Below are 16,028 nucleotides of genomic sequence, written 5' to 3'. Positions count from 1 at the left end.
TATATTATATCATTAAAAATAAAAAAGGTATCTATTTTATTTTTGACAAAATAGATACCTTTTATTAATCTTTTAAAATTAATCTTTTTTAGATACGTAATAATATGCTGCTCCTAATCCAACTCCTCCAACTATGTTTCCTAAAGTTACTGGAATTAAGTTAACAATCATTCCCATAAAAAATTGTGGTTCTTTAAACATTAGTGCTGAGAAAAGAGTCATGTTTGCAATACTATGCTCTAAACCAACAGTTATAAAGGCAAATAGACACCACCAAATCATGATTAATTTACCTGACTCAGATGTCATTTTTATAGAACACCAAACAGCTAAACAAACAAGTATATTACAAAGTATTCCTCTATAAAATAGATCCCAGAAAGGTGCTGTAGCTTTTAATGTAGCTATAGTTCCCATAAATTTACCAACACTTTCAGCTCCAGGAACAAAGTGAACAGTTAAATTTGTTAGAGAGAATAAATATCCACATAAAATAGATCCAGCTAAGTTTCCGAAATAACATACAACCCAAAGTTTAATAGTATCAGCCCAAGTTGTTTTTTTAGATAGTGTAGATATTGTCATAACAAAGTTATTTCCAGTAAAAAGTTCACTACCACACATAATAACTAAACTCAGTGCTACTCCAAAGCAAGCTCCCATAAGTGTTCTAGCACCTAAAGGTCCAATAACTGGTGCTGCTAATCCACCAATAGAGAAAATTAATAAAATTCCTAATCCAACAAAAAATCCAGCAAAAGTTGATAAGACAAAGTATTTTCCAAAACTATTTTTTAAAAAATTAGATTTGCTAACCCCTGCATTTGCAACTTTTTCAACTGCCTCAAAAAACATATATTCCTCCTCAATTAAATGATATACTAGCATTTTATATTAAAAATAAAAAAACATAGTGTGATTTAAATCACACTATGCTAAATTGTGTAAAAAAAGATTTTTTGTGGATTAAAATGTAATCTAACTGTATCTTTTAAAAGAAAACATTACAATGTCTTAAATCTACATTCCATAAAAGCTTGATGTTTCTCTTTGTGCACTGGCAGCCATGAATCGCATCAAATATAGTTTCTAAGTTATAATGTCTAATTACATAAGATTCTACACAGACATCTAAAGTTGTTTTTCTATCTCTTAAATTGCAAGGATATACTATAACAATCTCCTCTTTAAGCTTATTAAGTGTTTTTAAAGTATCTAAGGTAATATCGTTGATATTTTCAAATCTATGTAAAACATTATTCTCTCTATCTAGAATAAGTCCCTCTCCAATATGGAATAGATTTTCCTTAACAATATTTCTGTAAGAGTTAGTTAATTTTTCATAAGCTATAATCATGGTATCAACCCCTTCTATTATCTTAATTACCATATGTATTACCTCATAGATACCATAAAGTCAAATGCTTTCCTTTAATTTGAATCATCATTCTAATAAATAGTTCCTAAAGAATAATCATGTATTGGGATTGGATACATTTCAAATCCTTGTACTTTTTTATTAAGTGCACCATTTAAATCTCTATAAAATAGCATTACTTCGCTATTATTATTTACAATAATCTCTTGAATCTGTTGATAGATTATTTCTCTTTTATTTTTATCTAAAGTGCTTCTAGCCTCTTCTAAAAGTTTATCTACTTTTTCATCACTAAAAAATGTACGATTTCCTGGTGCACCAAAAGCGCTTGAGTGGTGAGTTGGATAAAGAGCGTAGTCAGAATCTCCTGTAACGCTTCCCCAAGATCCTATAAACATATCAAACTCTCCACTATTAGTTTTAAACCAATAAATACTAGGCTCTAAAACAGTAATTTGAACACTCACTCCAATATCATTTAAATATCCGGCGATAATTTCAGCAGTTTGAATATCTATATTATTACTCATTGTAGCTAAAGTAAGAATTTTATCTTTTAAAGGTGTTAGAAGTTTTGAAGCTTCATTTTTATCATATCCTAAATTTTTTAAATTTGGATTATGACCTTTTACTCCTTTAGCAACTGGAGAGTTAGCAATTTTTCCCTCTCCATTTAAAACTACTTCTAAAATAGCTTCTTTGTCAATAGCTAAATTTATTCCTTTTCTTATATTAGAGTCTTTAAAAATATCTTTTTTTAAATTTAAACCCATATATGTATATGAATATGATGGTTTAGATATAAATTTTAAATTTTCATTACTATTAATAGTTTTTTCATCTTGAGGTGGTAGTGAAAAGGCTATATCAGCTTCTCCTGTTTCAAGAGCTATAGTTCTATTTGTTGCTAAAGGTATTGTTTTTATATTTATTTTTTCATAAGTTGGCTTAGTATCAAAATAGTTTTCAAATCGTTCAAGTACCAAACCCTCCCCTGGAGACCAACTTTCTAAAATATATTTACCGCTTCCCATAGGTTGTTCAACTAAAATATCTGGATTTTTTGTTAGATAATTTTTACTTACAATGCTTAGCGCAGGATGTGTAAGTTGATCTATAATAGATGAAAATGGTTTCTCTAAAATCATTTGAAAGTTATACTTATCCTTTATAATAATCTCTTTAATAGGAGGTAATATACCTGCAATTCTAGGAGATTTTTTCATTCTTTCAAAGGAAAACTTAACATCTTCAGAAGTTAAGTTTTCTCCATTTTGAAAAAAAACATTGTCTTTTAAAGTAAAGTTAATAGTTTTATTATCTATAAACTTATAGCTTTTAGCTACTCCTAAAACAGTTTCCATATTTGAATTTTTTTCTAAAAGTCTTGAATATAACAAACGATTTATTCTTAAAGAAAATCCATCGTTTCCAAAGTGTGGATCAAATGTTCGAGGGTCTCCCTCTTGTACTATATTAATTGTTGCTGAAAAAATAGCAACACTCATTGTAAAAATAAGAAATAAAAACAAACAAATCCTTTTCATAAACTCCTCCCCTATAAGATAATTTTTTCGACTTCATCAATAGCTGTTCCTAAAAACTCCTGAGCAACTTCTTTGAATTTTTGAGAATCACCACTAACAAAAAACTTTATAGATATTTTTTTAGAAGATGCTCCTTCACCTATAATTAGTTTCAAAGATTTTGCAGTTTCTTTAGCTGGATCTACAATATTTCCAATAAAATGCCTCTTTATATATTTTTCAATTAATGGATAATGAGTACATCCTAAAATAAGAGTATCAACATTTTCAGGGAGATTACTTAAATAACCTTTTATTAATTGATTACTCTCATCATTATCAATCCATCCTTTTTCAATCATTCCAACAAAAAGTGGACATTTGACTTGATAGATATTTAAATTTTTGTCAATTCTATTAAACTCTTTTAAATAGATATCCATTTTAATTGTGGCAGGAGTAGCAATAACTCCTATATTTTTATTTTTTGTTACTCTTATTCCCTCTTTAACACCATTATTAACCACTCCCACAACAGGGATATGATATCTTCCCTTCATTATATGCATAGCAGCTCCAGTAGCTGTATTACAAGCTATAACGATGGCATCAACTTTTTTTTCATAAACTAAGAAGTCTGAGACCTTTAGACAGAGCGCACGAATCTCTTCAATCTCTCTATCCCCATAAGGAGCATGTAAACTATCTCCAAAATAGATGATATTATCATAGGGAAACTCTTTTATAACCTCTTTTAATACTGAAACTCCCCCTACTCCAGAATCAAATACTCCAATTGTTCTCATTAAAACCTCGCATTCATTTTTATATTAATTTTATTATACTACCTGATTCTCCAGGAATTGCTGGAGTAACTTCTAATCTTCTTGGAATTCTAATTTTTAAGTCCTCAACGTGACTTATAATTCCTATTTTCATTGCATCTTTCCATCTAATCTCCTCTAGAATTTCAATAACCCTATCAAGAAGAGTGGCATCTAAAGTTCCAAATCCTTCATCTAAAAAGAAAAATTCAAGTTGTATTTTTCCTTTTAACTGTAGTTGGCTAGATAAAGCTAGTGCTAATACAAGAGATACAATAAAAGTTTCTCCCCCTGAAAGTGTTGAACACTCTCTAGTAAAATTACTATTAAAAGCATCTATAATATTAAAATCACAGTTATTGTCAACTGTTAAAATATATCGACCTCTTGTAATTTTTTGTAATCTTTTAGATGCTTCGTAAGCAATATAATCTAATTTTTTTCTAGCTAAAAATTTTACAAATTTTCTTCCTTCAAATTTTTTCTGAAGAATAATGATATCATCTTGTTTTAAAGTAAGTTTATCTATTTTTTCTAAAAGCTCTTTAGACTCTTGAGCTAGTTGTTCAAGTCTATTTAAATCGCCTTTGTGCTCTGTAATCTCTTTAAAAAGATTTTGCTCTTGAGTTGTTAAAGCTTCAAGTTTTTCTTCTAACTCATTCCATCTTTCTTTATTAAAAACTCTATTATCAATAGATTTTATTATCTCGTCTTTTAAACTTTGATATCTTATACTATCTATTTCATATAATGATATTTTATCCTTTAATATGTTTATTTTACTATCCTCTAAGATATGTTTTAATATGTCTTCAATAGACAAAAATCCATTTTTAGTAGCTTCTATTTTCAGCCACTCTTTTTTATCATTATAAGTATCTTTTAAATGATTATTCTTTTCTTCTAAACTAATTACTTCAAGAGAAAGAGTTTGAATAGTATTAAAATCCTTGAAGATATTATCTCTTACTTTTCGAAGAGATATATCTAAACTTTCCTTCTTATTAGAAACCTCACGATACTCTCTATCCATATTTTCTAGTAGGGTTTTTCTACTACTAATAAAATCTAAAGAATCACTTTCAAGTTTAAGTAAAGATATATTCTCTCTCTCCTCTAAAATTTCCTTTTCATATATAGTTAATTTTTCTTTAATCTTATTTAACTCACTTTCTTTTTGAGCTATATTAGATGAATAATTTTTTATATTTGATTTTAAAGTAGAAATTTTATTATTTAACTCTTTTTCATTTTCTAAAAGCTCTTTTTCTTTAACTTTTAAATCACCTATCATATTTTCTTTAATTTGAAGCTCATTTTTTAGATTATCTATATTATCTAATTCATTTAATTCACTTAATTTTTCAAGATGATAATTAAGTTTTGTATCTATTTCTACTATAGTTCGTTCTAACTGCTCCTTTGTTTTAGATAATTCATCTAAAATAGATGTGTCTATACTTTGAATCTCTTTAGCTGGATTTGGATGATCCTTTGATCCACAAACAGGACAAGATTCTCCATGGATAAGATTTTTAGATATTTCGAAAGCTTTACTTTCAAGATGCTGTTTGTTAATATTTTCTATTTTTTTCAAATAACTATCTAACTCTATTACTATTGAATCTTTTAAAGCCTTTTCTTTTTTAATCTCAGCCTCTAATTTATTTTTTTCTTTTAATTTTTCCTCTAATAATTTAATATCAGTGTTTAATTTTTTTATTTCATTTTCAAGAGAGATTAGCTTATCTTTATCTATTTTCTCAAGATTTTGAAGATTATTATTTTCACTTTCCAGTGATACACTATCAATTTTTAATTTTTCATATAAAGATTTTAAATCAGAAGATATTGAGTCAGAATCCTTTAAAGTTTCTTCTAAAAGCTTTTCTTTAAACTTTAATGATCTAATATATTGATCTCCTTTACGTAAGTTATCAAGTTCAGTATAATCCACTTTTAAATTATCTAGTTCTAACATTAATTTGTCTAATTCAAGTTGTTTTTCTTTTTCTTGTTCTTTAAGAATTTCAAGAGCGGAGTTTAGATTCTCTAAAGTATTTTTTGATTTTAAAAGACTAGTCTGATTATTTAAAATACTTTCTTTAAGATTTGTTATTTCATCAATAATACTTTTGAAAGATTGTGCAACTTCGTGCTTACTTAAGATATTTTTACATAGATTAATATCCTCTTTGTCTAAATCTAATCTTTGAAGTTCATATATATATGACTCTAGTTTTTCAAATAAAACTTTTAGTTCTTTTAATTCATTATATTCCTGAGATAGTTCTTTTTTACTCGACAAAAGATTATTATATTCTTCCTCTTTAGTTGTTAAAGTGGTTTTAAGATTATTTATTGTTTCTAAGGAACAATCACCTTTTCCTTTAATTTGGTTTTCTAAAGAGGTGATCTCCTCTTTCAATTTATTATTTCTAATTTTTATTTTTTCAGACATTTTAGTTCCATATCTTTCTAAATCGAAGATATTTTCTAACATAGTCATTTTGTCAGCACCTTTTAATTTTAAAAACTCACTGAACTTACCCTGAGGTAAAACAACTGATCTCGTAAAATCATTTACATTTATACCAAAGAATTCATTTATTTTACTTTCTACATTTTTAACTGTATCAGCTATAACATCTCCATTTAAAATTAAAATGGGATTACTTTGTTCAAACTTCTCTTCACCCTTTCTAGAAAACTTTTTCTTATAACATCTAGTTATTTCAAAGATATCTTTTCCAAGTGCAAATTTAAAATAAACCTCTAAAGTATTACTATCTTGGTTTAAACATGGTCTTATATTTTTTCCTTTACTACCCATAGTTCTTGGTATTTCATCAAATATTGCAAAAATCATGGCATCTAATATTGTAGATTTTCCACTTCCAGTTTCACCAAAAATACCAAAAAGTCCAAGAGTTGTAAGGGCATCAAAGTCAACTACCTGCTTTTTAGAAAAGCTTTGCAATCCAGTTATTTCTAATCTAATTGGTCTCATTACTTTCTCCCTCCTCTAAAATTTCTAAGAAAAGTTTCGTTATGTTGTCATTTGGAGGTAATCCCATTGTTTCTTCTTTATAAAACTCAATAAAAGCCTCTTCAAGAGTTTGTTCGTTACAATTTGTAACTTCAATTTCTTTTGATTTTGTTTTTACGATTGGAACTATTTCTAAAATATTTTTATTAGATTTAATTTTTCTAATAACAGAATTTGTAAGAGGTTCTTCTAACTCTACATTTAAATAGATCCATTCGTTTTTATCGATAAGTTCTAGTGATTTATTGATAGCCTCATCTGCTCCAATTACATCATATTCTCTAATAGGCTTATAATTTTCTAAAGGTATTTCCTTTACAGTAGTTGAATCTTTTAATATATCAACTACAAAAACCTTTTTATCAAATTTATTTTCAGTTACCCTATACTCGATAGGAGAACCACAATAGTAAGCTTTTTTGTTTGCAAAGCACATTGGTTTATGAACATGTCCTAAAGCTATATAATCGACATCAGGTAAATCACTAGTAGAAATTGCACGTGAGCCTCCAAGTTCTAAAGCAACTTCACCCTCTCCCATAGATCCAGCCACATAGATATGAGTCATTACTACACTAGGTATATTTTCGTTATTGTAACGAACACCCTCTTCTAAAATCTCTTTGATTCTAGTATTGAACTTGACATCATCAAAAGTTTCATTTAAAGTAGCTTCACTTGGAAATGGAAGATTGTATATATATATTTTTTTATTGTTTTTTTCTATGAAAATTCCACCTGGAACAGAGTTGTAAATATTTAGAGTGCCGTATTTTCCGATATTAATTTCTTGAAATGCACTATCATAGATTATAACTCCATAGTCTTTAGCTAAGTGAGATACAGCAGTTAATCTTTGAGGATTATCATGATTTCCAGGAATTATAATAATTCCTACTTCACCATTTAAAGATAACTGTTTTATACTGTCAAAAAATAGCTTCTCAGCTTCAGCTGATGGATTATAAGTGTCGTATATGTCTCCCGCTAAAAGAATTAAATCAATGTTTTCCTCTTTTATAACTGTCTCTAGAGCATTAATAAATAGTTTTTGTTCTAATATTCTTGATTGTCCTTCAAGCTTTTTGCCTAAATGCCAATCAGAAGTGTGAAGTACTCTCATAAAAGCCCCTCCTAAATTATTTCTTCTTTAATACAGTGTATCACTGAATTTAGCAAAATTCAAATTTTAAGGTAAAATAAAAAAGGCTGTCTATAAGACAACCTTTTCATTTTAAAACTATTTTCCTGTCATTCTTTTTAAAGCATTAGCTACAAACTCAACTTGAGTTCCAACTATAATTTGAACAGAAGTTTTACTTGGTTTTAATACTCCAGCTACTCCTAATTTCTTAATTTCTACTTCATTTACTAATGAACTATCTTTAACATCAAGTCTTAATCTAGTGATACAGTTATCTATAGTCACTAAGTTATCAGTTCCACCTAAAAGTGGTAACATTCTTTCAGCTAACTCATCATTTGTAGAAGCTTTTGATGGAGCATTTTCCTCTTCAGAAGGATCAGCATCCTCTCTTCCAGGAGTTTTAAGATTAAATCTTGTAATGATAAAGTAGAAGATAAAGTAGTATAAGAAGAAGAATACAATACCTTGTATAACTAACATATACCATCCTGTAGCTAGTGGGTTTCTAGATGATAAAAGCATATCTATTAATCCAGCAGAGAATCCAAATCCAGCAATCCAGTGCATAGTAGCAGCTATAAATAAAGAGATTCCAGTTAATATAGCATGAACTAAATATAATCCAGGTGCAACGAACATGAATGCAAACTCTAGTGGCTCAGTAACTCCTGTTAAGAAAGTTGCAAATCCAGCAGCAATCATGATAGATTTAATTTTATCTTTATTCTCTGGTTTAGCTGTTTTTACGAAAGCAACTGCTGCTCCTAAAAGACCAAACATCATAATTGGGAAGAATCCAGCTTGATACATTCCAGTAACTCCAGGGATTCCAGTTCCATTTGCAATTGATTGAGCTCCACCTAAGAATTTAGGGATATCATTGATTCCAGCAACGTCAAACCAGAATACTGAGTTTAAAGCATGGTGTAATCCAACAGGAATTAAAAGTCTGTTTAAGAATCCGTAGATTCCAGCTCCAACAGCTCCCATTCCACTGATTCCCTCTCCAAAGTTAACTAGCCCATCATAAATTGTTGGCCATACATACATTAAAAGGAAAGCAACTATAATCATAACAAATGATGTAATGATTGGAACTAATCTCTTTCCACTAAAGAATGATAAAGCCTTAGGTAACTCAACATCGCTAAATCTGTTATATAAAGCTGAAGAGATAACTCCAACTAAGATACCTATAAATTGGTTATTTATTTTACTAAATCCAACAGGTACATTGTCTATTTTCATAATTTGTCCAACAGCACCAGGTGATAATAATGTAGTAAGTACTAAGAAACCTACTAAACCTGTTAAAGCAGCAGAACCATTTTTGTCTTTAGACATTCCAAAGGCAACACCAACAGCAAATAATATAGGCATTTGATCTATTATCGCAGCCCCCGATTTAATTAAAAATGCAGCTAACGCACTATTTCCTCCCCAACCAGTTGGGTCAATAAAGTAACCTAATCCTAATAAAATTGCAGCAGCTGGTAAAACTGCAACAGGAACCATTAGTGCTTTACCTATTTTTTGTAAATAACTAAACATTTTTCCCTCCTAAATATATTTGTTTTTGAAATTTTATTTCTAACATATTTTATAATAAAAGAATTATTGTGTCAAGTACAATTCATATTTTAATAGAACATATTAGTTATATTGTATACAGTAAAATTATTTCTTTACTTTATTTGAAAATATGATATAATAATAAAAGATTAATTTAATAAATAGGCGATGGAGTTCGCCATTAAACGCGAAAGCTAATGACTCCTACTCTTTTTTAAGGGTAGGAGTCTTTTTTATTTCAAGGAGGAGAGAGATGAATTACTTTATTGTTTTACTTTTTTTTATTTTTTTAGCATTTTATTCAAATTATGTAGGGAAGATTTTTGAAAAGATTAAGTTCCCGTCTTTAATTGGAATGATGATTGCAGGAGTTTTAATTGGACCATATGGTTTAAATAAAACACCAGAGTTAGCTCTTGAATTAGCACCAATTTTAAAAGATATAGCTTTAATAATCGTTTTATTTATTGGGGGACTTGGTATAGGTGCAGATCAAATAAAAAAAATAGGCCGACCAGCTATATTGTTAAGTATTATTCCTGCAACTTTAGAAGGTTTTGCAATAGCATATTTATCAACTATTTTTTTAGGTTTTACTTTTATTCAAGGAGCTATTTTAGGGTTTATTATAGCTGCTGTTAGCCCAGCAGTTTTGATTCCATCTATGGTAAGTTTAATAGATAAAAATATTGGTCAAAAAAAATCTATTCCACAGTTATTATTAGTGGGAGCATCTGCAGATGATACAATAGCTATTACTCTATTTACATCTTTTTTAGCAATATATTTTCAAAAACTCGATGGTGGAACTTTTGATTTTAAAACTCAAATATTTCTTATACCAGTATCTATTGTAGTCAGTTTAATAATTGGGTGGTTAGTGGGATTGATTGGGAAATATAGTTATTTAAAAATAAATAATAACAAGATAAAAATAGCTGTAGTTTTTACAATTTGCTTAGTCCTTAGATTTATAGAAAATACGTTTCATTTTACTTTATATAATTCACTATTAACAATAATGTCTCTGGGATTTTTTATTCGTTATTATCAAGTAGAAAAGTATAAAGAGATTCATAAAGGAATGAATGAGATATGGAAATATGGAAAAATATATCTATTTACTTTTGTAGGAATGGCTATAAATCCAGGATTAGTAGGTGGTTACTTTTTTATTGGATTAACAATTTTAACTTATTCTTTATCTATAAGATCAATTGGAGTTTTAATTGCTTTAATTGGTACAAATTTAACATACAGAGAGAGATTGTTTTGTGTTATTGCATATTTACCTAAAGCTACTGTTCAATCAGCAAAAGCTGGTATTCCACTTCAAATGGGAGTTGTTGGTGGAGAAGTAATGCAAGCTATAGCCATTTTAAGCGTTTTAATAACAGCTCCTTTAGGTGCTATAGGTATAAACTCTACATATAAAAAACTGTTAGAAAATTCTTAAATAAAAAAACAAAAAAATAAAAAGGAAAAATAAGATTTTTAAGTACAAACACTGTATTAGGTTTTGTTTTACAAAAATTTATATTTTGAGGTGATTGAGTATGATTGAGTTTAAAAAAGTTACAAAATCTTATGATAAAAGAACACTTATTTTAAAAAATATAGATTTTAAAATAAAAACTGGAGAGTTTGTCGTTTTAATTGGAGAATCTGGTTGTGGGAAAACAACAACAATGAAATTAATAAATAGACTTATTGATCCATCTAGTGGTGTTGTACTTATAGATGGAGAAGATATAAGTACAGTGGATCCAATAATTCTTAGAAGAAGAATTGGGTATGTTATACAAAAAGAGGGACTTATGCCTCATATGACTATTGGTGAGAATATAGAGCTCGTTCCTAAACTTTTAAAATGGGAAAAAGAAAGAAGAAAAAATAGAGCTTATGAATTATTAAATCTTTTAAATCTTGATCCTGAAATATACTATGAAAAATATCCTCATGAAGTATCGGGAGGTCAAAAGCAAAGAGTTGGAATAGCTAGAGCTTTGGCTACAAATCCTGATATAATTTTGATGGATGAACCATTTTCCGCATTAGATCCTATAACTAGAGAAAGTATTCAAGATGAAGTTTTAAAACTACAAAAAGAGTTAGGAAAAACTATTATATTTGTTACTCATGATATGGATGAAGCTATAAAATTAGGAGAGAGAATAGCGTTTCTAAAAGATGGAGAGATTTTGCAATTTGATACTCCAGATGAAATTTTAAAAAGGCCAGCTTCTGAGTATATAGAGCAGTTTATTGGAAAAGATAGAATTTGGAAAACTCCTAAAAAGTTACTTGTTTCAGATATAATGTCTAAACACTATTGGACAATTGAAAAAAGAAGTAATATCTCTAGAGCTTTTAATCTTTTAAAAACTCACGATACAGATTTTCTTATTGTTACTGAAACTGAGGGTGGAAGATATAGTGAACCTATTGGGATAATATTTAGAAAAAATTTGATTTATGCTATGGAAAATAATATTTTAAGAGTAAGAGATATTATGGATAAAGAGTTTACTACTATAGATAAAGATAGTAATTTACTGGATGTTTTAAATAAGATGTCTAGTATAAATGCAAAAGTTATACCTGTTGTTGATGATAGAAATAGATTAACGGGAGTTATAACAAATTTAGGACTGGTTAATGCTATTAGTAAAATAGCTCCATCTCCTGAAGTTGAAGAGGAATCTATAGGAATGGGTGATGCTGTATGAACTCATTTATAAAATATTTTATAGAAAAACTACCTGAGGTTCATGTTGCACTTATGCAGCATATAGAGATAACAGGTCTTGCTGTAGCTATAGCAATTATAATTGGGGTTCCAATAGGGATTTTTATAATTAGAAGTGAACGACTTTCTAAAGTAGTTTTAACTATAGCTGGAATATTTCAAACAATACCTAGTTTAGCATTATTTGGTCTGATAATTCCTATTATGGGAATCGGAATAAAGCCAGCAGTATTTGTACTTTTTTTATACTCGCTATTACCAATTATAACAAATACGTATATTGGAATAAAAGGTGTAGATAAATCTACAATTCAATCTGCTATTGGTATGGGGATGACTAATTTCCAAGTTTTGACTAAGGTTAAATTACCAATTGCTGTAGCAGTTATAATGGGTGGAATTAGAATTTCAACTGTTGCTACAATAGGCACAGCTACAATTGCAGCACTAATTGGAGCTGGCGGATTAGGAGAACTTATATTTAGAGGAATATCTACAAGTAATAATAATTTGGTTTTAACAGGAGCTATTCCAACTGCTATTTTAGCTTTTGTAGCAAATTATTTTTTAGGAGTTTTGGAAAAAGTATTGACTCCTAGTGGAATGCTAACAAATCCGAAAGAAAAAAAGAAAAATGTAAAAATTTTAAAAATAGTTCTAGCTATTTTAATACTAGGAATTGGATTTAGAATATATGAAAATAATAAAAATAGAGGTATTCCAACAATTGTTGTGGGACATAAAAATTATAATGAGCAAAGAATTTTAGGTGTTATGATGTCTCAAGTAATAGAAGCTAAAACTAATTATAAAGTAAAAACAGTAGAGCTTGGAACAGGAACAGTTATATTTGAGGCTATTAAAAGTGGAGATATTGATGTGTACCCTGAATATACAGGTGTAGCATACGCAGCTTATTTAGGAAAGAAAGAGAAGGCAGATGCTAAAACTGTATTTGATATTATAAAATCTGAATATTTAGCAGATCACAATTTAGATATTAGAGAACCTATGGGATTTGAAAATACATATGCTTTTGCTATGAAACCAGAAGTAGCTCAAAAGTATGGAATAAAAACTATTAGTGATTTAAAAAGATATGCAAATAATATGGTTTTAAGTGGTCCTCATGAGTTTATGGAGAGAGAAGATGGACTTTTAGGAATACAAAAAGCTTACAATATAAGATTTAAAAGTATTTTGTCTATGGATCAGGGATTGGTTATTAACTCTTTAGTTTCAGATAAGATTGAGGTTGCTTTAGTTTATTCTACAGATGGATTGATAGCTAAACATAAGTTACTTCTTTTAGAGGATGATTTAAAGTTTTTTCCACCTTACGAAGTTGTAGTTACAATGAGAAAGGGGTTTGAAAATACAAAAGGAGATGTTATTGAAGCGTTAGACTCTCTTGTAGAAGCTTTAAATGAAGATGAGATGCAAGAGTTGAATCTTTTAGCAATTGAAGGAAATGAACCTATTGAAAATATTATTAACAAATTTCTCCAAAATAAAGGTATTATAAAATAATAAAAATAAAAGAAAGCTGAAGAGTTTTAATTCTTCAGCTTTTGTAATTTTATTCAATCTGATATTTGATTAATTTTGTTATAAGAATATAAAATATCCTAATAGTGGTAGTGTTAAAATTAACACAGGTATGTTTAATTCTTTATATCTTCCAGTTAATACCTTTATAATTACATGAGATATAATACCCATGCTCATTCCAGATGCCATGTTATCTGTAAATACAGTAAACATAACTGTAATAACAGCTGGAACAAATTCAGTCATATCGTCCATATCGATAAACTTCATACTTGTCATCATAAGGATACCTATAAAAATTAATGCTGGTGCTGTTGCAGCAGATGGAATTATATAAACAATTGGTGTTAAGAAAATTGTAAATATAAAGCAAATTCCTGTAGATATTGCAGTTAGACCTGTTCTTCCTCCCTCTTCAACTCCAGCTGCTGACTCTAAAAATGTTGTTATTGTTGTAGAACCAAATAATGCTCCAACAATAGTTGCTATAGAATCAACTAGGAAAGGCTTATCTACTTCTGGTAAATTACCATTTTCATCTAAAAGTCCAGCTTGTGCTGAAACTCCTAATAAAGTCCCTAGAGTACAGAAGAAATCTCCTACGAAAAATGTGAATATTAAAGGTAAAAATGCAAATTTTAATGCTCCCATTATATCAAGTTTAAAAGCTATACTAGATATTGATGGTGGCATAGAGAAAAAGCTCTCAGGTATTTGAGTTATCCCCATTGGAATTCCAAGTAGTGTAGTAATCACTATACCAATTAAAACTCCACCTCTAACTTTATTTAAAACAAGTGCAATTGTAATAAAAAGTCCGATTAAAGATAATATAGTATTTGGATTATAGATACTTCCCATAGATATAGTTCCATTAGAAATTGTCATTATTTGACCATTTTTAAATCCTACCATAGCTATAAAAAATCCAACAGCTACTCCTATAGCAAACTTTAAGTTTTTAGGAATTGCTTCTACAATAAGTCCTCTTAATCCGAAAACTGTAAGAACTAAAAAACCTATTCCAGATAAAAATACCATTCCCATAGCTGTTTGCCAATTAACCATTCCTCCAGCGACTAGAGTATAGGCGAAAAATGCATTTCCTCCCATAGCTGGTGCCATAGCAAATGGTCTATTTGTATAAAGACCCATAACGATAGAAAAAGCAGCTGATAGCAGAGCAGTTACAATAGTAACAGCTTTAACATCCATTCCAGCAGCACTCATAAATAAAGGCTGAACTATTAAGATGTATGCCATCGTCATAAAAGTTGTAATTCCAGCAGTTATTTCTGTTGAAATTGTAGTGTTATAATGGCTAAGTTGAAAGTAAGAATCAATAGCCCTTAGCACACCATTATTCTTTTGTTTAATGTTTTCCATTACTCCTCCTAATAATAAGCCATTTACGGTGGCTTGTAGAAACTCCTGACCTTATTACAGGATTATATCAGTGATAAAAATACAGACTATTGTACTATATTTCACAAAATTTGTCAACTTTTTTGTTTTTGAGTATTTAAAATATAAAAATATAAATAATAGTGAGTTGTTTTATTCGCTTATTTTTAATAAAATTAATGATAAGTAAAAATAATAATTACAATAAATTAAATCGCATTATAAAACTACATATAATGCCTCTTATCTGAAGTTTTATTAATTGAAAATAATTGTTATTTTTAATAATATTGAAAATATTGTAAGTTTTTATAAAATATGAGATAATAATACAGTATAAAACATATAATAAGGAGGTTTTTAGCTATGTATAATGTTACAAGAGATATGTTAATTGAAATTTTAGAAGGATATATTAAATTAGCAAAAAAATTAGATGGAGAGTTAGTTGTACTAAATAAAGTTGACGATGAAGCTGATGAGTTTTTAATTGAAAATATAAAAGATTTTAATCTTATAAAAACAAAGAAAAACGATTTACTAGAGATTACTATTTACGTTGATGATGAAGATGAGGTATATGAAGAATTTGTTATTGGCGATGGAAGTGATTATTCAAAAGTACAAAAAAATATTTATGAAAAATTTCCTAAGTATTTCAAAGTAGGATCTTTAGGAAATAAGTCCGATTCAAAAAAATCTGGAAAAATAAAAGAAAACCAGGTTAATAAAGATTCTCAAAATAATTATTTTCAAAAATTTATGAAAAAAAAATAAATAAGTTTATAATAAAAAGAGCAACTCCAATATTTTTTTACTTTGGAATTG

12 protein-coding genes and 2 riboswitches are annotated in these 16,028 nt (G+C 28.5%); of the genes, 4 read left to right on the top strand and 8 right to left on the bottom strand.

The window, feature by feature from the left end; genetic code table 11:
- Nucleotides 1-78: 78 nt before the first annotated feature.
- The 7 genes from HMPREF0202_RS07700 to nagE form a co-directional block, all read right to left on the bottom strand.
- Nucleotides 79-855, bottom strand: a complete 777-nt coding sequence (locus HMPREF0202_RS07700; RefSeq protein WP_040406893.1) for a formate/nitrite transporter family protein — start codon at nt 853-855, stop codon at nt 79-81.
- Nucleotides 856-991: 136 nt separating this feature from the next.
- Entirely contained in the window at nt 992-1,390 is a 399-nt protein-coding gene (locus HMPREF0202_RS07695) for a hypothetical protein (RefSeq protein WP_023050315.1), read from the bottom strand.
- A gap of 59 nt (nt 1,391-1,449) precedes the next feature.
- Nucleotides 1,450-2,925, bottom strand: a complete 1,476-nt coding sequence (locus HMPREF0202_RS07690) for an ABC transporter substrate-binding protein (RefSeq protein WP_051364143.1) — start codon at nt 2,923-2,925, stop codon at nt 1,450-1,452.
- 11 nt (nt 2,926-2,936) lie between these two features.
- Entirely contained in the window at nt 2,937-3,710 is a 774-nt protein-coding gene (gene murI / locus HMPREF0202_RS07685; RefSeq protein ID WP_023050313.1) for a glutamate racemase, read from the bottom strand.
- A gap of 19 nt (nt 3,711-3,729) precedes the next feature.
- The gene (locus HMPREF0202_RS07680) at nt 3,730-6,738 is read right to left on the bottom strand and encodes an SbcC/MukB-like Walker B domain-containing protein (RefSeq protein WP_023050312.1); all 3,009 of its coding nucleotides are present in this window, start codon (nt 6,736-6,738) and stop codon (nt 3,730-3,732) included.
- Nucleotides 6,725-7,900, bottom strand: a complete 1,176-nt coding sequence (locus HMPREF0202_RS07675) for a metallophosphoesterase family protein (RefSeq protein WP_023050311.1) — start codon at nt 7,898-7,900, stop codon at nt 6,725-6,727. The genes HMPREF0202_RS07680 and HMPREF0202_RS07675 overlap by 14 nt, the downstream gene beginning before the upstream one ends.
- Before the next feature lie 117 nt (nt 7,901-8,017).
- Entirely contained in the window at nt 8,018-9,475 is a 1,458-nt protein-coding gene (gene nagE / locus HMPREF0202_RS07670; protein ID WP_023050310.1) for an N-acetylglucosamine-specific PTS transporter subunit IIBC, read from the bottom strand.
- Between the two features lie 176 nt (nt 9,476-9,651).
- A riboswitch (Fluoride riboswitch) is annotated at nt 9,652-9,710 on the top strand.
- Between the two features lie 39 nt (nt 9,711-9,749).
- Here nagE and HMPREF0202_RS07665 point away from each other — a divergent pair.
- From HMPREF0202_RS07665 to HMPREF0202_RS07655, 3 genes are all read left to right on the top strand, one after another.
- The gene (locus HMPREF0202_RS07665; protein WP_023050309.1) at nt 9,750-10,952 is read left to right on the top strand and encodes a cation:proton antiporter; all 1,203 of its coding nucleotides are present in this window, start codon (nt 9,750-9,752) and stop codon (nt 10,950-10,952) included.
- Nucleotides 10,953-11,052: 100 nt separating this feature from the next.
- Complete coding sequence (locus tag HMPREF0202_RS07660) at nt 11,053-12,225, top strand: betaine/proline/choline family ABC transporter ATP-binding protein (RefSeq protein WP_023050308.1); 1,173 nt, start codon at nt 11,053-11,055, stop codon at nt 12,223-12,225.
- On the top strand, nt 12,222-13,775 hold the full coding sequence (locus HMPREF0202_RS07655) for a glycine betaine ABC transporter substrate-binding protein (protein WP_023050307.1): 1,554 nt from the start codon (nt 12,222-12,224) through the stop codon (nt 13,773-13,775). The genes HMPREF0202_RS07660 and HMPREF0202_RS07655 overlap by 4 nt, the downstream gene beginning before the upstream one ends.
- Nucleotides 13,776-13,853: 78 nt before the next feature.
- On the opposite strand, the gene HMPREF0202_RS07650 is transcribed toward HMPREF0202_RS07655, so the two are convergent.
- Complete coding sequence (locus HMPREF0202_RS07650) at nt 13,854-15,182, bottom strand: NCS2 family permease (RefSeq protein WP_023050306.1); 1,329 nt, start codon at nt 15,180-15,182, stop codon at nt 13,854-13,856.
- Nucleotides 15,175-15,272, bottom strand: a riboswitch (purine riboswitch). Its footprint overlaps the gene before it by 8 nt.
- A gap of 294 nt (nt 15,273-15,566) precedes the next feature.
- Here HMPREF0202_RS07650 and HMPREF0202_RS07645 point away from each other — a divergent pair.
- On the top strand, nt 15,567-15,977 hold the full coding sequence (locus tag HMPREF0202_RS07645; RefSeq protein ID WP_023050305.1) for a hypothetical protein: 411 nt from the start codon (nt 15,567-15,569) through the stop codon (nt 15,975-15,977).
- Nucleotides 15,978-16,028: the final 51 nt, after the last annotated feature.

The sequence above is a fragment of the Cetobacterium somerae ATCC BAA-474 genome, from assembly GCF_000479045.1.
GTDB lineage: Bacteria > Fusobacteriota > Fusobacteriia > Fusobacteriales > Fusobacteriaceae > Cetobacterium_A > Cetobacterium_A somerae.
This window is presented reverse-complemented; position numbering and strand designations above follow the sequence as displayed.